General features: G+C 48.6%; 16 protein-coding genes and 1 pseudogene. 7 read left to right on the top strand and 10 right to left on the bottom strand.

Features of this window, described 5'->3' with window-relative positions:
• Nucleotides 1–22 precede the first annotated feature (22 nt).
• On the bottom strand, nucleotides 23–934 hold the full coding sequence (locus SHEWANA3_RS19290) for a LysR family transcriptional regulator (RefSeq protein WP_011718458.1): 912 nt from the start codon (nucleotides 932–934) through the stop codon (nucleotides 23–25).
• A 110-nt stretch (nucleotides 935–1,044) separates the two neighbouring features.
• Between SHEWANA3_RS19290 and SHEWANA3_RS19285 the strand changes: the two are divergent.
• The 3 genes and pseudogenes from SHEWANA3_RS19285 to SHEWANA3_RS19275 all read left to right on the top strand — a co-directional run bounded on the left by SHEWANA3_RS19285 (nucleotide 1,045) and on the right by SHEWANA3_RS19275 (nucleotide 3,834).
• A pseudogene (locus SHEWANA3_RS19285) lies at nucleotides 1,045–2,189 on the top strand (alkene reductase).
• Entirely contained in the window at nucleotides 2,189–2,833 is a 645-nt protein-coding gene (locus SHEWANA3_RS19280; protein WP_011718457.1) for an ester cyclase, read from the top strand. Before SHEWANA3_RS19285 ends, SHEWANA3_RS19280 begins: the two are co-directional and overlap by 1 nt.
• Complete coding sequence (locus SHEWANA3_RS19275) at nucleotides 2,830–3,834, top strand: polysaccharide deacetylase family protein (protein ID WP_011718456.1); 1,005 nt, start codon at nucleotides 2,830–2,832, stop codon at nucleotides 3,832–3,834. Before SHEWANA3_RS19280 ends, SHEWANA3_RS19275 begins: the two co-directional genes overlap by 4 nt.
• Before the next feature lie 60 nt (nucleotides 3,835–3,894).
• Here the strand turns inward: SHEWANA3_RS19275 and SHEWANA3_RS19270 are convergent, their stop codons facing one another.
• From SHEWANA3_RS19270 to SHEWANA3_RS19250, 5 genes are all read right to left on the bottom strand, one after another.
• Complete coding sequence (locus SHEWANA3_RS19270) at nucleotides 3,895–5,055, bottom strand: putative sulfate/molybdate transporter (protein WP_011718455.1); 1,161 nt, start codon at nucleotides 5,053–5,055, stop codon at nucleotides 3,895–3,897.
• 278 nt (nucleotides 5,056–5,333) lie between these two features.
• Nucleotides 5,334–6,722, bottom strand: a complete 1,389-nt coding sequence (locus SHEWANA3_RS19265) for a tetrathionate reductase family octaheme c-type cytochrome (protein WP_011718454.1) — start codon at nucleotides 6,720–6,722, stop codon at nucleotides 5,334–5,336.
• A gap of 47 nt (nucleotides 6,723–6,769) precedes the next feature.
• Nucleotides 6,770–8,500: a DUF3373 domain-containing protein gene (locus tag SHEWANA3_RS19260; protein WP_011718453.1), complete on the bottom strand. Its 1,731-nt coding sequence runs from the start codon at nucleotides 8,498–8,500 to the stop codon at nucleotides 6,770–6,772.
• 178 nt (nucleotides 8,501–8,678) lie between these two features.
• A complete protein-coding gene (locus SHEWANA3_RS19255; RefSeq protein WP_011718452.1) occupies nucleotides 8,679–9,008 on the bottom strand; it encodes a c-type cytochrome in 330 nt (109 codons plus the stop codon).
• A 485-nt stretch (nucleotides 9,009–9,493) separates the two neighbouring features.
• Nucleotides 9,494–10,225: an SDR family oxidoreductase gene (locus tag SHEWANA3_RS19250; RefSeq protein WP_011718451.1), complete on the bottom strand. Its 732-nt coding sequence runs from the start codon at nucleotides 10,223–10,225 to the stop codon at nucleotides 9,494–9,496.
• Between the two features lie 161 nt (nucleotides 10,226–10,386).
• On the opposite strand from SHEWANA3_RS19250, the gene SHEWANA3_RS19245 reads away from it, so the two are divergent.
• The gene (locus tag SHEWANA3_RS19245) at nucleotides 10,387–11,226 is read left to right on the top strand and encodes a LysR family transcriptional regulator (protein ID WP_011718450.1); all 840 of its coding nucleotides are present in this window, start codon (nucleotides 10,387–10,389) and stop codon (nucleotides 11,224–11,226) included.
• A 59-nt stretch (nucleotides 11,227–11,285) separates the two neighbouring features.
• On the opposite strand, the gene SHEWANA3_RS19240 is transcribed toward SHEWANA3_RS19245, so the two are convergent.
• Nucleotides 11,286–12,824, bottom strand: coding sequence for a tetratricopeptide repeat protein (locus SHEWANA3_RS19240; protein WP_011718449.1), 1,539 nt, complete (start codon nucleotides 12,822–12,824; stop codon nucleotides 11,286–11,288).
• 117 nt (nucleotides 12,825–12,941) lie between these two features.
• Nucleotides 12,942–13,778 carry a mechanosensitive ion channel family protein gene (locus SHEWANA3_RS19235; protein ID WP_011718448.1) on the bottom strand — a complete coding sequence of 279 codons (837 nt, stop codon included), beginning with the start codon at nucleotides 13,776–13,778 and terminating at the stop codon, nucleotides 12,942–12,944.
• Between the two features lie 168 nt (nucleotides 13,779–13,946).
• Between SHEWANA3_RS19235 and SHEWANA3_RS19230 the strand changes: the two genes are divergently transcribed.
• Both SHEWANA3_RS19230 and SHEWANA3_RS19225 read left to right on the top strand, forming a co-directional pair.
• Nucleotides 13,947–14,426 carry a hypothetical protein gene (locus SHEWANA3_RS19230; protein ID WP_011718447.1) on the top strand — a complete coding sequence of 160 codons (480 nt, stop codon included), beginning with the start codon at nucleotides 13,947–13,949 and terminating at the stop codon, nucleotides 14,424–14,426.
• Nucleotides 14,427–14,855: 429 nt separating this feature from the next.
• Complete coding sequence (locus tag SHEWANA3_RS19225; RefSeq protein WP_011718446.1) at nucleotides 14,856–16,031, top strand: type III PLP-dependent enzyme; 1,176 nt, start codon at nucleotides 14,856–14,858, stop codon at nucleotides 16,029–16,031.
• A 59-nt stretch (nucleotides 16,032–16,090) separates the two neighbouring features.
• Here SHEWANA3_RS19225 and SHEWANA3_RS19220 read toward each other — a convergent pair whose 3' ends face one another.
• The gene (locus SHEWANA3_RS19220; RefSeq protein WP_011624237.1) at nucleotides 16,091–16,303 is read right to left on the bottom strand and encodes a YdcH family protein; all 213 of its coding nucleotides are present in this window, start codon (nucleotides 16,301–16,303) and stop codon (nucleotides 16,091–16,093) included.
• Between the two features lie 412 nt (nucleotides 16,304–16,715).
• On the opposite strand from SHEWANA3_RS19220, the gene udp reads away from it, so the two are divergent.
• The gene (udp, locus tag SHEWANA3_RS19215) at nucleotides 16,716–17,474 is read left to right on the top strand and encodes a uridine phosphorylase (RefSeq protein ID WP_011624236.1); all 759 of its coding nucleotides are present in this window, start codon (nucleotides 16,716–16,718) and stop codon (nucleotides 17,472–17,474) included.
• Between the two features lie 109 nt (nucleotides 17,475–17,583).
• Here udp and SHEWANA3_RS19210 read toward each other — a convergent pair whose 3' ends face one another.
• Nucleotides 17,584–18,336, bottom strand: a complete 753-nt coding sequence (locus SHEWANA3_RS19210) for an outer membrane protein OmpK (RefSeq protein ID WP_011624235.1) — start codon at nucleotides 18,334–18,336, stop codon at nucleotides 17,584–17,586.
• Between the last annotated feature and the right edge of the window lie 40 nt (nucleotides 18,337–18,376).

Genomic DNA, 18,376 nt, shown 5'->3' with positions numbered 1-18,376 from the left:
CAAGTTGCCTCTAAGCTAAGCTCTAAGGCGCTGGATATTCCAAGCTAAATTGCTGCAGCTTATGCGCTAAAAACTCAATGGTGCGGCGTATTTTATGGCTCGGGTAGTCGGTTTGCAGGTAGACCAATTGCAGTGGCACCGCAGGCGCGAGTTTGTCGGCTAAAATAAGCTTTAGCCTGCCTTCGGTGACATCTTGTGCCACATCGAGCCAGCTCTTATAGGCGATACCTCGACCCGCCAGAGCCCAATCGCGTACTACGGCACCGTCGTTACAGAAGCGTTTTCCTCTCACTTCAATCTCTACGGCTTCACCATTGTGGCTAAATTTCCACTTCTGCCACGGCTCACCGCCACGATTTAAAATCAACACTTGGTGCTGACTCAGTTCGTTCAGTGTTTGCGGCTCACCATGTTGAGCAAGATAAGCGGGGGAGGCGACGAGCACTCTTGGCGTCATCGACAGTTGGCGCCGTTTTAGATTGGAATCTTCAAGCTGGCCATAGCGTAGGGCCAAATGGATATTTTGATCGATAAGATCCGCCATATGGTCGCCAAAATAAAGTTGGATCGACAGGTCTGGCGCGCTATCCATCAGTTCATCTAACCAATTGCGGATCCGGCTGCGGCCTATATCAGAGGGCAGGGCAATGCGTACTTCACCTTTCAGCTCGCCCCTATGTTCGGCCAAATTGGCGGAAGCGGTTTCGAGTAAGGCGAGGGCAGGCTTGGCGGTATCGAGAAATATTCGCCCTTCTTCCGTGAGCTGCAATCGCCGTGTCGAGCGAGCAAACAGCTGACAACCTAGCTTTTTTTCAAGCCGTTGTAGGGCGGCGCTAGCGGCTGCGGGTGTCATTCCGACCTCTTTACTGGCGGCGGACAGGCTTTCGAGCGCCGCGATACGCAGGGCGAGTTGCAGATCGTTTATATGGTACATATCAAATTATTTTTGAAAATGATTTAAATATTTGGCTGATTATCAATATAGATTAATTAATGCACTATTGCACTCAGATATTCAAACTTCATTTATGGTTCGGAGTGCATATGAGTTTATTTACAGCCTATGAGTCAGCGGCACTGACATTACAAAATCGTATCGTGATGGCGCCGATGACACGTGCGCGTACCACACAGCCTGGGAATATGGGAATATTCCCAACGACTTAATGGCGCAATATTACGCCCAGCGTGCGTCGGCGGGTCTGATCATCACCGAAGCGACCCAAATTTCGGACGACAGCCAAGGTTACTCTTTTACCCCCGGCGTTTATACCGAGGCACAAATTGACGGCTGGCAAAAAGTCACTGCGGCGGTTCATCAAGCGGGTGGCAAAATATTTAATCAAATCTGGCATGTGGGCCGGGTGTCCCATCCCATTTTTCAGCAGGGGGCAGCGCCCATTGCACCTTCGGCGATAACCCCTGTAGGCACTAAGGTGTGGATTGTTGATGAGCAGCATCCCGAGGGGCAAATGGTAGACTGTCCCGAGCCGAGGGAAATGACCCAAGCGGATATCGACCGCGTGGTCGCCGACTTTGCTAACGCAGGGGCAAATGCCGTTGCCGCAGGTTTCGATGGTATCGAAATCCACGGTGGCAATGGTTATCTCATCGACCAATTCCTACGAACTAATTCTAACCACAGAACCGATGCCTATGGCGGCACGCCTGAAAAACGTATTCGCTTTTTATTGGAAGTGGTTGAAGCTGTCAGTGCCCAGATTGGCGCCGATAAAGTAGGCGTTCGCCTCGCACCCTATGTGACTTTTAAGGATATGGCTTGCCCTGAGATAGTCGATACTATCCTGTTAGCCGCTAAGCATTTATCGGCGTTGGGCGTAGCGTATTTGCACTTGTCGGAAGCCGATTGGGACGATGCGCCGCAAGTGCCAGAGTCCTTCAGAATCGAGCTACGCAAAGTGTTTAAAGGCAGCATTATTGTGGCGGGGCGTTACGATGTCGAGCGTGGCAATGAGGTTATCGAAAAAGGTTATGCCGACTTAGTGGCCTTTGGTCGCGCCTTTATCGCTAACCCGGATCTGCCCTATCGATTAGCCAATCAATTACCTTTATCCCCCTTCGATAAGGGGCCATTATTTGGTGGCAGTGCGGCTGGATATACGGATTATCCAAGTTATCAAGCGGCGATGCGAGCTGTGTTCCGCTCTAGCGATGATGAGGTTGCATAATGCAGCATCGTACTTATTGCGCAGTTGCGCCTTGGATAAAAGTCGGTTTATGGAGCTCAGGATTACTCGGTTTAGCTATTTTTGGCTTTGCGCTTGCAAGTCTTAGCTTGGCGGCGTTTGCCGCTCAAGGAGGTTCTACCCAAGCCAGTGTTGATGTCAACACCGCTCTTACTCCTAAGGTGACGGCAATGGAGCGGATCAGCGATGGTTCGCCACAGGCTGAATCTATTGCCCACGCCGCTTTGTTATACGCTAGTTTTTGGGATACCGGCGACCCAACATTTGCCCGCTGGGCATTAGCGACTGGTTTCATTGACCGCACCTTGCCAGAAGGTCGTGCACAGGGGATTACTGGTCCGCTCGACGCTTCTAAAACCTTTAGGGCGGCGGTGCCAGATCTCTCTGTAACCGTTGAGCATCTGCTGGTGGTCGGTGACCGTGCGGTTGTGCGTCTCCGCTTTAATGGCCATTTTACTGGTGTCTTTAGTGAACAGCGTGGACAAGGGCAAAAAATTGATTTTCGCGCCGTAGATATGTACCGAGTTCGTGAGGGTTTTATTACAGATAACTGGCACCTTGAGGATTATCAAACGCTATTTAGCCAGCTTGCCGCTAAAGCTGTGACCACAGGAGCCAAGTCATGAACCCACGTCGACAATTTTTAAAGACCAGTTTACAGGCGGGTGGTGCCTTGATTGCAGGTGTAGGGCTAAGTCAGTCAGCCTTTTCCATGGGGTTACCAGGTTTAGTGGCACTCGATGATCAAACACAAACTTCAATAGGAGGCAGTATGAATAATCGTTTTTGGCCTAATGGCGAACAACTGGTGATTTCTATCTCCATGCAGTTTGAGGCTGGCGCGCAGGATAAAAACGCCGAAGGTCCGTTTCCACCAATGGAGCAGGGTTATCCAGATACTATTACCCCCAGTTGGTACGACTACGGGATGAATGAGGGGATACCGCGTTTGCTACGTTTATGGCGTAAGCACAATATTCAGGTGACCTCCCACATGGTGGGCCGCGCCGCCGAATTACATCCATTGCTGGCAAAACAAGTGGCGGATGAAGGCCATGAGATTTCTGGCCATGGGCAGACGTGGACGCCGCAATACAGCATGTCGCCAGCGCAGGAGCGTGATTCTTATATCCAGAGTATTAATACTTTAGAAAAGATCACCGGCCAGCGTCCCATAGGCTTTAATGCGTTTTGGATGCGCCATAGCACCCAAACCTTAAATATCCTGCAGGATCTAGGTTTTATCTATCATATTGATGATTTATCAAGGGATGAGCCTTCAATTATCCTTGTGCAGGGTAAACCGTTTGCCGTGGTGCCTTATACCTTACGTAACAATGATATAGGTCGCTTTGGTGGCAATACTGCGATGACGGCTGCCGCCTTCTTACAAGAGCTTAAAGATGAATTCGATATGCTCTATCAGGAAGGCGCATCCCAGCGGCGGATGATGTCGATTAGTTTGCACGACCGTATCGGGGGGACGCCTGGTCTTGCCAATGCCTTAGACAAGTTTATTCAATATGCGAAAGCACACTCAACAGTGGGTTTTATGCGTAAGGATGCGATAGCGAAATGGGCGCTGGCACAAAAGGATACGCCAACCAATCCGGCAAGAACATTTTAAGGGATAAAACCACAGCACTGAGATGTGCTGTGGTTTTTACTTTCTTGGAGATATCGGTGCTTAACGCATGGCGAGCATGGCCCAAGTGCGGCGCCCCTGCTCGAGAAGAATGCCAACAGCCAGCCCTGCGGCGGCGTTGACTGCCAAGCAAGTGACTGCGGTTGCGAGGATCACAAAGATACAGAAGGGCTTGCCATCGATAAGGCGCTTTGACCACGCCAGTTGCAAACCGCCGATGGACAGCAAACTGCCGAGAATTGCCACAGGGATAAGCCCTAGCAACCATGCAATTTGGCTATCCCAAAACAGGGCAATAACCACACAAGTACCGCCGAAGATTAATGGCGCAAGGTGAGTGCGCGCGCCAAAGTGGTATTGCACCGCAAGGCCTCCCGCGCCATGGCACATGGCTGCCGCACCAAAAGGCGCGAGTAACAAATTGGCAAGCCCAGAGCTAATGGCCAAATTCTTGGGCGTGAGTTTGGCGGCGTCTTCAGGGAATTTTTCCTGCGCCATGGCTGAAGTTGCAATAACCGCATTGGTTAAGGTGAGGGCGAGCTGTGGCAGCACCAGTAAAATCGCTGCTGAACTCCACTCGTTAAGGCTAGGCCAAGCTAAATGTAAGGATGTACTCAAAGCGGGAATGTTCAGGCTGGTGGCAATGTCGGTTTGACTATTGGCTTGCCATAACATGCCTGCAGCGATAACGAGTGGCATGGCAAGGTAGCGTAAGGGTAAGAACTTACTCACAAATAGCAAGGCAAACGCGCCGAGTCCGAGCAGCCAAAAGTCGCTCATCATCTTAGTGCCCATCCACATCAACTGCAGACCAATAGCTAGTTGAATACCGACACTCACGGCTTGGGATAATTGTTTTGCAAGCCAAGTAATGGCGCCGCTAAAGGCCAAGATTAACAGTATGATACCCATCAGCATGGCACTGGCTTGGAGCATCCCTGGTGTTAAGCCTTGGGCGATTACGAGGGCGGCGATCACCTTCATGGGTTGGACGGGAATAGGGCGGCGATAAAATAAGGCGCTTAAGATTGCGAATAGGCCAAAGCCCAAAAATATCCCTTGGGGCGAAAATTGGTTTAGGGCGATTAAGCCCAAGACTAAGGGTAAAAAAGTGCCTAGGTCGGCGAAGGCGCCGCTGGTTTCACCGAGTAAACGGTTAAGCGGTTGAGTCGAGTGCTGTGTTGGGGTTTTGCCCGCGGTCATAGAGGTTGCCACAATTGAACATTGCCTGATTAGGCAAAATAAATGCCATAAAAATCAGTTAATTTGACTTATAAACAGAGCCAAACTCCTTTTCACGCCTGTAGGTTGAGACAAACTGGGACAGTAATATTTTTTAACTGCGGCGATTTGTCTTTGTTGGCAGGTATAGCACGATAAAAAAGAGAGCTTAGCCAGCGGGTGCTAAGCTCTCAAAGGTTTGCAGGGGAGCGATACTCGCTATGCCTTAAGTTCGGTTAGGCGATAGCGAGTGGAACAGCTTATGGTTGTTTGTGCTTAGGGCCTTGCTTGTTTTTCATTGGATCGCCTTGATAGCCTAAGGCTTGCCAATCGAGGCGAGTGCCTTTGTTGTGGCAGTCATTACAGTTAAGGGCTTGTTCCTTCGGCGATACCATGTGGTTGATACGCCACCACATTTCAGTGGCGGCAAAGTCATATTCACCACTGTATTTGATGCCTTTTTCCAACATGGTTGGATTGGCTTCCATACCTAGTTTCGCCGCTAAATTCCAATCAAACTCGCTCCAGTATCCGCCCTTGCCATAGGTTTTGGGGGTGATAAAGATGTTGAGTTTCTTGTCGTAAATCTGCTTACCTGTGTGCACCTTAAAGGGATAAATCTTGGCTTTAGCATCGTTAATGTCGCCCATAGGGTAGGTCAGCTTAGTGACGACATTCGGGTCCATCTTGTCCCCCGCCATATAAGCGTTAGCCGTGCCGTTGTACCAAGCGTACTGGGGCTTGACCATTTTCTCCCACACAAAGTCACCCTTTTTCTTCTGATAGGTGTGTTTGCCATATTGATCAACGGTCTCAGGTTTATCATCACCCGCAGTTGACCAATCCCAGTGCATCTTGGTGGGTTCATTCTTAGCGAAGAAGGGAATATGGCAGGTTTGGCAGGCCACGGTTGCGGTATGGGTATTGAGCTTTTTGTTGCTGTGCGGCGCACTGTCGTGGCAGTTTTCACAACCTATATGGTCGATACCGCCTGGGGAGACCCCCATAGCATTACCCGAAATTTGATGTTTTTCAGTGGTATGACAGTTTTGGCATTGGAAGTTATTGCCGTCGCTGTCCATGTGCACATCGGTGGCTTTATCAGGGTAGGCCATGGAGGAGTCGAGATCCCCATGTTTGACCGCATCACCACCGCCACCATAGAAATGACAGCTACCGCAGTTATCCCGCACGGGTTCACCGACGTTTTGGGCGATCTTCGCCAGATCGAGTTTCGCCATGGGTTCGCCTGCGCCGGCGGGGTCTTTCACATAGGTGCCTGTGGTGTCGTGGCAGACAAGGCAGTCCACTTTGGTTTTGTCTTTAAAATCAAAGTTACTGTCCTTCCAGCCATAACCTGCGTGGCAGCTTGTGCAGCGAGGCTCGTTGCTGGAAATCGACACACAGAAGTTATTAATACTGTTTTTCTTACCGCGTAATACGGTTCTATCGGGGAGCTTTTGTTCTAATTCCCATGTCCAGTGGGAGGTTTTCATCATGTCTGTGGCTTGTTCTTCGTGGCAGGTTAAGCACTGAGTAGTGACTTCAGAACCTGTGGCGAAGGGGCCTTTGAGAACGTCTTTATGGGGATTGGCAGCCTGCGCTTGCAACGCCATACCCGCTAAGGCAATAACAATGAGTTTTTTCATTCTGTACTCCTGCCCTCGGCAGTACCGAGGGCTGAATGGCATTTAGGTTAGAAGTTAATGGTCAGCGAGGCGTTCACATCGAAGGCCTTATCGACTACCGGCAGCATTGAATAGGCTGAGCCCGCTAACACCTCATCGATTTTTTGTGGTGCGCCAACAGGCGTACCGCTACCTGTGTATTCGTAGTCGTAGTAGAGTCCTGCCAGTTTGATAAACATTTTTGGATTGATATCAAAGATGTAATAGGCTTCGCCGACGTGGCCACGGGTGGCTAACTTGCTACCGATTGGGTCATCTTGGGCTTGGGTGAAGGGCGTCCAGTATTTAGAACCGTAGTTATATTCCAAGCCGAATTTGCCGTAGGGCGCTGGGATTTGAATACCCACATAGATGCCATAACCATCTTTGGTATCGGTATCATCGCTGGTTTTCGGCACCATAATGATTTCGGTGCCAGTGCTATTGAGCTCAGCTTCAAACACTGCATCGGATAACATGCCGCCGAACATTCCGGCATTACCATTTGGCTCGGCGCGTGTCCAACCCAGTGAAGCAAACCATTTGATATCGTTAGCTTCTTCCCGCGCAAAACCAATGCCGCCGAGGTACATATCACCAATGACGCCGCTGGGTTGTACTCGGGTGACAAAGTTAAAGTTGTCGAACTTTTGCATATCCTGATACATGGTCGGGGCAAAAATACCCGCCAGTTGGGTCGGGAAGGCCATAGTGCCTTTAAAGCCGTCGTTGATGTCTTTGGCACCAAACAGGGTAAATTGCAGGAAGTTAGTGCCGTCATTGATGGCATCGATATTAAAGCCGCCGAGGTGGGTATCCTTGGTGACGATATCGCCAAACATTTCGCCATTACCCCATTGGGATTCAAAGCCTTGGCCATAACAGAAGCGAACCACTTGCCCTTCAACCCCAGTGATTTCCCCTAGGTTGTAGCCCAAGGTGGCGCCATCAAAGTTAAAGTTGACTAAATGGCCTGAAGGCGTGCCGCCACGCAGTTCATTTTCACGGTAGTGGCTTGGTGGGCCATAGGTGGATGGGCGGCGGCCAATTGAGAGGTAAAACTCAGAGCCATTAATTTTTTTCCAGTCGAAATAGGCGCGCTCTACCCTTAACCAGTCACCACTGGTGTTGCCGCTGTTGGTGCCATCCATAGTAAATGAGCGCCAGGAGTCGAACACTTGTACACCTGTGGAGTCGCCCCAGTTTTTATACATGCTCAGACGACCGGCAAAGCTAACGTTATCCCATACCTTGGCCTTAAGATTTAACCGCAGGCGAGTGGTGTAAAAGATATCGTTATCAATATCTTGGATATGTTGCTGCGCCAGTACGTAGGGCATCACGCCCTGTAGCATGCCATTTTGAAAGGCGGCGGCCAGATCGGGATTGGCTTGCATCATTTGCCCGAGTGGCGAGTTAGGATCGTTTGGCATCCCAAAGACGCCGGCCATGGCCTTGGCGCCAAAGTCATTAAAGTTGACCTTAATGGCGGGGTTCCAAACGACATCGCGGTAATGCAATGAGTGGGCCTTAGTTCTAAAGTCGCCAGTGATTTCAAGGCGGTCTAACGAGGTGTGGCGCTCGGTTTTATCGACACGGCTATTGAGTTCATCGAGCTGTTCGGTGATATCGGCCAGTTGTTGTTTCAGCTCGGCCATTTTTTGGGTGTCCGCTGGCGTTTCATTGGCGGCGGCAAAGGTTTGGCCGGACATAAACAGCGCATTCGCAACCAATATCGAAATGAGTGTAGGTGTACGCATAGGGTTTCTCCCTGAGTGTTCCGCTGGCACTGGCTCAAGGCCATGTGCCAAATTTACCCAACAGGAGGCCCTGAGGTGTGCTCCCCATTTTTCTCTTATTGGGCTTGGATTTTATTTCAATGGGTTAACTTACAGTTGCAGGCCTGCGGTTATCCCTTTGATTTAGGCTTCGCAGCGATTAACCGCAGGTTTGCGGTTGCTCCGAGTCGGCGGCATGGTCATACAGGAATTGCTGTATATCTTTGAGATCTTGTTCGGTGAGGCCGTTGAATACCTCAGGTTTGAGTTTGTGTTTATCTTTGTCGAAGAAGCGATCCCATTGGCTCATGGTTTTGCTCATTGGAGTCAGCTCGCCACCTTCACCACCTTGGCTATGGCAGGCTTTACATTCTTTTTTATAGAGGTGTTTCCCCTTTTTGGGATTGCCTCCCTCGGCGGCGTAGGCTTGAAGTCCCAAACTGCTGATTAGCGCGACGGCGATTGCGATCTTAGTTGAAGTTTTCATCATCTCATCCTTTCTTAATTGTCATTCACATGACTTTGTTGGTGGAATGTGGCTATTGCTTCCACCTTGTGAATAAATTTATCAAAGGTGATGGGATGTTTATTTGAGGTGTATCACTTTCATTAAAAAAATCTAATTGATAAAAATTTCATTGATAAAAATCTAATTGATTGGTGGTGGATTGATTTGGGTGGGAATTTACATTTTCAAAAACAATGATTTGTTTTTATTGCTAAATTAGCTTGTTGTGTCGCAGCTAGGGTTTTAGGTCTGAGAGGGCGAAAAATGAGAGTGATCGAGTTAACACTTTGTAAAATTTGCGATCGCTAAAGTAGTCATTCGGAATGATCTAGCTCCATTTTCGCTGTGTTTAGGGGGCAGTTTTGTACTACTCGGTGTTGAGGACGCTCGGTCGATTTCTTAACGCAGCGGCACTCGCACACTGCGTTTTTCCCATGATTCCGGTGAGGTCGCGCCAAGCAAGTCGCTTAAGGTTGCTGGCGTGTCGGCGCTAACACTATCTCACGCACACAGACATTTTGCGGTTGTTGCCAAGCAAATAATGCTGCAGCGGCAACGTTTTCGGGGGCAATCACGCCGCCCATTTGTACTTTCCAATCTTGGTAGCCAGCTTTGATAGCATCATCCGTGGTGTGGCTTAAGAGTTCTGTCTCGACCGCTCCCGGCGCTATGGTGATCAGGCGTACATCGTCCATTGCGACTTCTTCGCGGATGTTTTCGGTTAAGGCATGCACGGCAAATTTTGTCGCGCAATAAGCCGCATGGTTGGGGAAGGTCTTACGTCCCGCCACTGAGCTGATATTGATAATGGTGCCCGTTTTGCGCGCCTTCATTCCGGCTAAAACCGCATGGATACCATTGAGTACGCCCATCACATTGATATTGAGCATGCGGCTCCATTCGTTGGGATCTTGGGTATCGATTTGCCCAAGCAACATGACGCCGGCGTTGTTGATAAGGCAACCGACTGGGCCAAACTGTGCTTCCGCTTGGTTAATGGCGGCCTTGATGGCGTCTGTGTCTGTCACATCGACGCCTATCGCTAGGCTATTGGGTAACTCAAGGGCTTGCATTGGCTCTACACGGCGTGCCAGTAGTAATAGCGGGTGTCCTGCGGCGCTAAATTGTTTAGCGATGGCGGCACCTATGCCCGATGAGGCGCCAGTGATCACAACGAGGGGCTGAGTGGGTTTTGTCATTTGTCATTCCTATCTTTAGACGCGGTAAATAAGGTGGATTGATAGATCTCTAACTTGGGAGTCAGTATAAGTAGCGGTTTATAGACTGAAAAATACTTATTTCCACTGAATATGATAGGCTTTGCCTATGACAGAATGTTGGGTTGATAGGGTGACGTTAGATGGTGGATTTACGCTTATTGCGCTTTTTTATCGCGATTTATGAAGAAAACAATATTACGGCGGCGGCAACGCGCTGTTATGTCAGCCAGCCCTCGCTCTCGGCTGGGCTTAAACAGTTAGAGGAAGAGCTTGGCGGCGCCTTATTCGAGCGCAGTAAAAAAGGCGTAAAAGCCTTGGACAGTGCCCACTATCTGTATCCGCTGGCGGTTAAATTGGTGGAGGAGGCCAGTAAATTACCCGCTCTATTTATGGCAAAAGCGAGTCGACAAAAGTTGCGTTTAGCCGTGATGCCCGATCTGAGTCAGCGTCGCCTTGCTGGGCTATTAACTCAAATCAATCAGGCGATTAGCCATTTAGATTTAGAGCTGGTGGATTATCAAAGCCCTGCGGATTGTCGATTAACCTTAGACAGTTTACGCCATGAGGATGAAGTGTTTTTTCCGCTGTGGGAGGAGGACTATGTGTTGTGTGTGCCAAGGGAGCATTCACTGGCCCAAGTTAGCAGTATTCGCCCCGAAGAGTTAAGTCAGTACGACTTTATTGAGTGCCCACCCTGCGAGGCGCACCAGCAAACCATAGGCTTACTCGCCTGCAGCAATTTGTCGCTCAATTTGGTGGCGAAGGCAGAATCTAAGTCTTTGGTTATGTCGTTGGTACTGGCGGGATTTGGGGTGAGTTTTCTCCCCGATGGATTAATCGAAGACGAGCCTCGACTTAAACAGATTAAATTCGATGGGCCTCGGATGTTCCGCCGTATCGGTTTGTGTTATCCATCCCATCAAACCGTTGCGCCTACGTTGGCAACATTGCTACGGCATTTGAGCAAAACCACGGCTTAAGCCGTGGTTTTAAGTGTAGGGGTCAAGCGGCCAAACCCTAGCAATCAGCAGCTTATCCCTTATTCGTTGCTCTGTAAGTAAGGCGCTAGCTGAGTTTCAATCCTCTCGATTTCATCTTGGGCATACAACAGCTCGGACTCCGTTAAGCGGGAAAGGGCCTGTTGTTGATACAAGAGTTGATCGCTATTCATCCCGTATTGACCAAAGTTGCGCAGTAATATGCTAGACCAAATGTATGTCTGAACCGGTTTATCAATCGACTCATGGCGGTTGATGTCAACGAGGGCTTGCATGCCATCTTGGCTGCCCAAGTCGGCGGCTTTGCGGTACCAAGTCTCTGCGGTTTGCAGCGCTTCGCGGCTCGGATGCTCACCCTTGCGGTAGATTTCTGCTTGGTTAAGGTAGTAATAAGTTTGCTGCTCATCGGGAATAGGGTGTTGATGCAGAAAGTTATTACACAGACTCTGGGCTTCGCGGATCTCTAAGGTGCCCAAGCGCTTACTGAGCTTCTCGTATGCGTCTTGATAGTCACTGATATGGCTCATGGCCGCCAGTTGGTAATACATTAAGGCTTTAATCGGTTGGCGCGAGACGCCTAAGCCTTCCTCGTAGATTTTACCTAGACCGAATAGGGCTTCCTCTTGCCACTGGGACGCCAGCGTCTCGAATTCTGTTCTTGCCTGCTGGTAGTCATCATCCGTTTGTGGGTCGAGTAGCTTAAGGTGTGCCAGCGCTAACTTGGCAAAGACATTGTCAGTGGCGCAGGATTTTTCTAACCAGTGGCGGGCTTTGCCGTAGTCGACGGCAAAATCTTCACCATAGAGGAAACGTTTGCCTAGGTAATACTGGCGAAAATCATTTTCTGCAGCATATTCGCTGAGTAAGGCTTCGGCGCGGACGAGATCCTTAGGGCCGCCTTGGCCTGAGGCCAGCATATGGCCTAAGTTATCTTTTGCGTGTTCATCACCGGCGGCGACGGCTTTCTCAAAGTATTCCCGCGCTTTGCTATAGTCTGGCGTGACACGTTCATCGTGCCAATACAGCGTACCTAAGTGGTAATAGGCATCTTGGTTGCCTTGGGCGGCCGCCTTTTCGAACCAGTAAATGGCTTGGCTTGCATCGGGATCGAGAAAGGCTTGTCTGAGATACAAATAGGCGAGCTCATATTGAAACTCGACTTGCCCCACTTCAGCACTGGCTTTGAGTTGTTCTACCTGCTCGCGTAACTGCTCTGGTGTTTGCGCCTCTGAGGCGACCAAGCTAGTCAGGGTGAGCATGGGTAAATATTGCGGATCGATTTCGGCGGCTTTTCGATACCAATATTCAGATGCCTTAGGATCGGCGGGGACTTGTGGGAATCGACCCGAATACAGCTCGGCCATGGCAATGGCGGCTACGGCGAAGCCTTTATCAACGGCCTGCTGAATATAGTCTAGGCCCGAGTTGACTTCGCCCTGATTGATTAATGTGAGTCCGTGATTGAGTAGCGCCGAGGGTTCCCCCGTGGCAAGCGCTTCGGCTTGTATCTTCTTTTTTTGGTATTTGGCAAAAAGAATAAACAGAACGACAAAGGCTATAATGATAAGTATCAACGACATAGTATTCCATCACTATCGATATTTGGGCTGCACAGTAAACGCGCATCCCGCAAAAAATGCAAGTTAACTGTGCCAGATGAGGCGAATGCTTGAAGCCATTCGCCTCGATGGAGGTGCTTACTTTTCTTGCAGATGAATTTCTCGCACTGGGCAAGCCATTTCGATTCCAGCCTGTTTGAGGGCGTTGTAAATCGCTAGATTTATCTTGTATTTATGCTGGAAGTAACTTTGGGTCGGTACCCAGTAACGCACACCAATCTCGATGCCGATGGCATTAAAACCATTGATACCAATATTTGGCGTAGTGTCCTGACTGACATTGGGGTTTTGGCTCAGCAGCTCAGTGATGAGGCTTATTGCCGCCTCTGGGTCGTTGTTATAACTCAGGTTAAATTGGGTTTCGACCAGCTTATTGCTGAAGGAGTTATGTAAGATCTCGCCGACGATGTGCTTGTTAGGAATGCTAATTTGCTCGCCTTCCTCATTGGTTAAAATCGTCATCCCCAAATTAATCCGCGTGACGACACCGCTTTCACCTTTGATTTCGATGGTATTTCCGACCACAAAAGGGCGAGTCACAATAATAGTGACCCCAGCGGCATAGTTCGACAGCATGCCCTGTAGGGCTAAACCGGCGCCGAGAGAAGCCGCACCAATCGCTGCTACCATGGGGGTGACGCTAATGCCTATCTTGCCGAGGGCTATAATCGCCACCATGACAATGATCAGGATACGGACCAGATTGCTGACAAAGTTACTGAGGGTGATGTCGATTTGGTGTTTTTCACACTGTTTGGCCACTAAGCGCGAGACTTTGCTGGCGACCCACAGACCCAACAAAAAGACCAGAGCGGCACCGAGTAATTGGAAACTATAATTGACTAAAAACTCGGTGATCAGCTGGTAAACGCCCTGCAGTTGTTGCAATTCTTGATCGAGTCCTGGTGTTATCATTATGATATCCTTGCAATAAATTTAACCGCCCTAGTATAACGCACAATTGCTTTGAAAGGCGTATTCGTCATGCATTGTGAAGCGTATCATGTAATGGTTCGGATTAAATGAGCCGATTGCGAGACTCGGGTATGCTATTGCCCGTATCAAAAATGGAGTTAAGTGTTTATGAGAAAGCTGTTGTTGTGCCTGTCCTTCCTTTTCACTCCCATGATGGCCTTGGCGGCAAGTTATGTTGCTGGGGATGCGATCAATCCTATTTCATTACAGGATCAAAACGAGCAAGCGGTCAGTGTGACCGACGACACCAAAGTGGTGCTCTTTAGCCGCAGTATGAAAGGCGGCGATATTATTAAAGAAACCCTGACGCCATTGGCGGGAGATAAGTTTCCGCAGCACTTAGTCTATGTGGCGGATATCAGTGGTATGCCATCACTGATCGCCAAATTTGTCGCTGTGCCGCAAATGCAGGAGTTGCCTTTTGCCATTGGGTTAGACATAGAGGGCGAGATCAGCCGCCTGTTACCCGATACTAAAGATATGGCGACGATGATTTTACTGGATCACCGTAATATTCAGGACATCGCCTACTTCGATTCGAGTGAAGCCTTAAGCCAAGCTCTAGCGAAATTAAACGAGTCGCAATAGTTCGTTCTTCGTGGTCAATGTTGAGGGGGGCTATGTTGAAGGGCCCACCCCTCAACTCATTCCATCTCGTTTAGAGTGGTGATTTTGGGCTCGTGTGGGTTGAGCTTGAATCGCTCATCGGCCGACCAGTGTTACTCAGTATTTTTCCTCAGATAATCCTTAGCTGCATAAGCTTGGATTGTCGTCGTAAAAAATTCATTTTTCCTACCTCAAAAACGTCAAAATTCTCTGTTGTGCTCTTGTGCATAATTATCTGTTTTGATGGCAGTTTTTTTACGTTTGTCACTGCTTAAAATTTCACGGAATAAAAAGTTAGTTATTAAGCATAAAAATTCGTTGCGTTAAATAAAAAAATAGCGTTTACTGCGCACGTTTTTAAGACAGATAACCCAATTTTTTACCATTTGACCCAAAGGAGACTCTGGCCCAATGAGCCAATTTCAATCTATTGATGTTGCTGACTATTATGATGCTCAAACCTTCAAACGTATCGAAGAGTTTGCTAAAGATAAAGCGACCCCGTTCGTGGTGATTGATACCAGTATCATTGCGAAACAATACGATGACATGGTTAATAGTTTTCCTTATGCCGATGTTTATTATGCAGTTAAGGCAAACCCTGCGGCTGAGATCCTGACGTTATTAAAAAACAAAGGGTCAAACTTCGATATTGCGTCGATTTATGAATTAGATATGGTCACTAACGTGGGCGTAACGCCTGACCGTGTGAGCTATGGCAATACCATCAAAAAGCGTCAAGATGTGCGTGCGTTTTATGAGCGTGGTGTGCGTATGTATGCATCGGATTCTGAAGCCGACTTACGCATGATCGCCGAAGAAGCACCGGGTTCACGCATCTATGTGCGCATCCTGACCGAAGGCACAGACACCGCTGACTGGCCACTGTCTCGTAAGTTTGGTTGCCAAAATGAGATGGCTTATGAGCTGTTAGTTCTGGCGAATGAATTAGGCTTAGAGCCCTTTGGTATTTCATTCCACGTGGGTTCACAGCAACGTGATATCGGTGCTTGGGATTCGGCGATTGGTAAAGTGAAGAGCATTTTCGATCGTCTGCGCGATGAGCACAATATCGTCCTGAAGATGATCAATATGGGTGGCGGTTTCCCTGCTAACTATATCGACAAAACCAATCAACTCGGTGTGTATGCTGAACAAATCACCCACTTCCTGAAGGAAGATTTTGGTGACGATTTGCCACAGATCATTCTGGAGCCGGGTCGCTCGCTGATCTCTAACGCTGGGGTATTGGTGTCTGAGGTGGTGCTGATCAGTAAGAAATCCTACACCGCATTAGAGCGTTGGGTATTTACCGATGTGGGTAAGTTCTCTGGTTTAATCGAAACCATGGATGAAGCAATCAAATTCCCAATCTTCACCCATAAACAAGGTGAGTTGGATAAATGTGTTATCGCCGGCCCGACCTGCGATAGCGCCGACATCATGTACGAACACTACAGCTATGGTCTGCCGAATGACCTAGCGATTGGAGACCGTATGTACTGGTTAACCGCCGGTGCTTACACCACGACTTATTCAGCGGTGTGCTTTAACGGTTTCCCACCTCTGAAGGATTACTACCTGTAATCTTGACCGCAAGGCAACAAAAAGGGCGCTTAGGCGCCCTTCGTTTTTGGCGTCACCACTTAATTGTGGGATTTGAGAATTTGATAGATCTCTTCTTTTAAATGCAGTTTTTTGCTTTTGAGTTCTTTCACTGTGGGATTGAAATCACTGCCAACGCGTTTTTCCAGTTGTTTGATTTCTTCATCTAATTGATTGTGCTCGTTGAATTTACGTTGAAAATGAGCATCTTGAGTCTTTAAGGTGGTAATGAGATCTCGATATTCTGGAAACATTGGCGTTCTCCTTGTCGTCTTTTATCGTGCTTTAGTCTCGTCTTAACCCTAACCTTAGGCACGATGATGAAACGTGATATGGATCAATATTTGTCCTCCTACAGATTAATACTAAAGGGTGATTTCAGCAAACTAGCTATAAATCAATAACCTATATCTTTTATATTGCTCGGTGTGGCGAGTGAGTCAGATCTGGCTCACACTTACTTTCACCTGATTGACGAGTGCCTACAGAAACATCACAGATTTGCTATCTTTGTGATCAAGCTGTAATAGGTTTGGTAATTACATTACGAATGAACAATTCTTCTTGCCGATAATTCTGTGATCAAGTTAACCTTCACCGCTTCGATACTAGGTTAAAGTCGATTCAATAAGAATTTTATTATCAAAAATGAAAGGGGTTTTCACGATGGCTGATGTATTTCACTTAGGTTTGACCAAAGCGATGCTCGATGGTGCCACTTTGGCGATTGTGCCGGGCGATCCAGAGCGTGTAAAACGTATTGCCGAGTTAATGGATAATGCCACATTCCTCGCAAGCCACCGCGAGTACACCAGCTACTTAGCGTATGCTGACGGTAAGCCAGTGGTGATTTGCTCTACCGGTATCGGTGGTCCATCGACTTCTATCGCAGTAGAAGAGTTAGCGCAATTAGGCGTGAATACCTTCCTGCGTGTGGGCACCACAGGTGCGATTCAACCCCATGTAAATGTGGGTGATGTAATTGTGACTCAAGCGTCAGTGCGTTTAGATGGCGCGAGCTTGCATTTTGCACCTATGGAGTTCCCAGCGGTTGCTAACTTCGAATGTACCACAGCTATGGTTGCTGCGTGCCGCGATGCGGGCGTAGAGCCTCATATCGGTGTTACTGCATCTTCTGATACCTTCTACCCAGGTCAAGAGCGCTATGACACTGTGACTGGCCGTGTGACCCGTCGTTTTGCTGGCTCAATGAAAGAGTGGCAGGATATGGGCGTGCTGAACTATGAAATGGAATCAGCGACCCTATTCACTATGTGTGCGACTCAAGGTTGGCGTGCGGCGTGTGTGGCTGGCGTTATCGTAAACCGCACTCAACAGGAAATCCCGAACGAAGCGACAATGAAGCAAACTGAAGTCAGTGCTGTTTCTATCGTTGTAGCTGCGGCTAAGAAGCTTCTGGCTTAATTCGCCGACGCGCTCCCCTGCAAAGCGAGTGTTGCGTGCGTAATAAAAAAGGTGCCCTAGGCACCTTTTTTATTCGCTGTATCCGCCAAGGCGGGCTGTATCACTTAGATTAGAAGTGGTACTGAGCAATCACAGAATAAGTGTCTTGGTCGACACCTTTCACGCCGTATTTGTTGGTCCACAGATCGTACTCGATACCGACAAGCAATTTATTTGCCTTATGGTCACCAAATAGGCTCTTACCCAAATCGTATTTCAGCTGCGGGTTGAAGTGGAAGTTTTCTTCGTAGCCACTGTTATCCGTGGCAAATACCCAATCGATAAAGCCATCGAGCACGATATTGGCCGAACCTACAGGGATATCAATTCTGAAGACTGGGGTGAACTGCCAGCCATCACTGATATTGCCTGAGCTCATTGCATCGCGACGATAAGTGTTGAAGTTAAGGTAGGTAAAGTAAGGTACGGCAACATCGACCCCTAAGCCATAGAGCAAGCTATGCACAGGGCCTTCACCTTCTTCGTAGGTAAGGGCTAATGAAAGATCGGTAATAGGGCCGAACGCAATTTTTTCGCCGAGGATTTTGCTCGCGCTAAAGCGAGGTGAAATCTCTCCGTAGGTGGTGCTATCCATGCCCGTGTGGTCGCCTTTGAAGTAGATAAAATCTTGGAAGGCAAACCAATCACCGTATTTCCATGCACCAGCGGTTTCGAGTGTGACTGTCGTTTGCTTGTCCGAAGGAGCCAAGTCGTAGTCTTCGCCATAAAGGGCGGTTGCACTGAAATCCCACCACTGTACTAAGTCACCAGCAAATGCTTGAGGTGAAAGCATTAATGCTAGACATAGGCATGTCTTTTTCATTGTTATTTCCTGTTGTAGGGGTAGACGCTAAATAAAGTTG

The sequence above is a fragment of the Shewanella sp. ANA-3 genome, from assembly GCF_000203935.1.
In the GTDB taxonomy this organism is placed as follows: Bacteria; Pseudomonadota; Gammaproteobacteria; order Enterobacterales; family Shewanellaceae; genus Shewanella.
The sequence above is the reverse complement of the archived record's forward strand: the minus strand, read 5'-3'. Positions and strand labels throughout refer to the sequence as shown.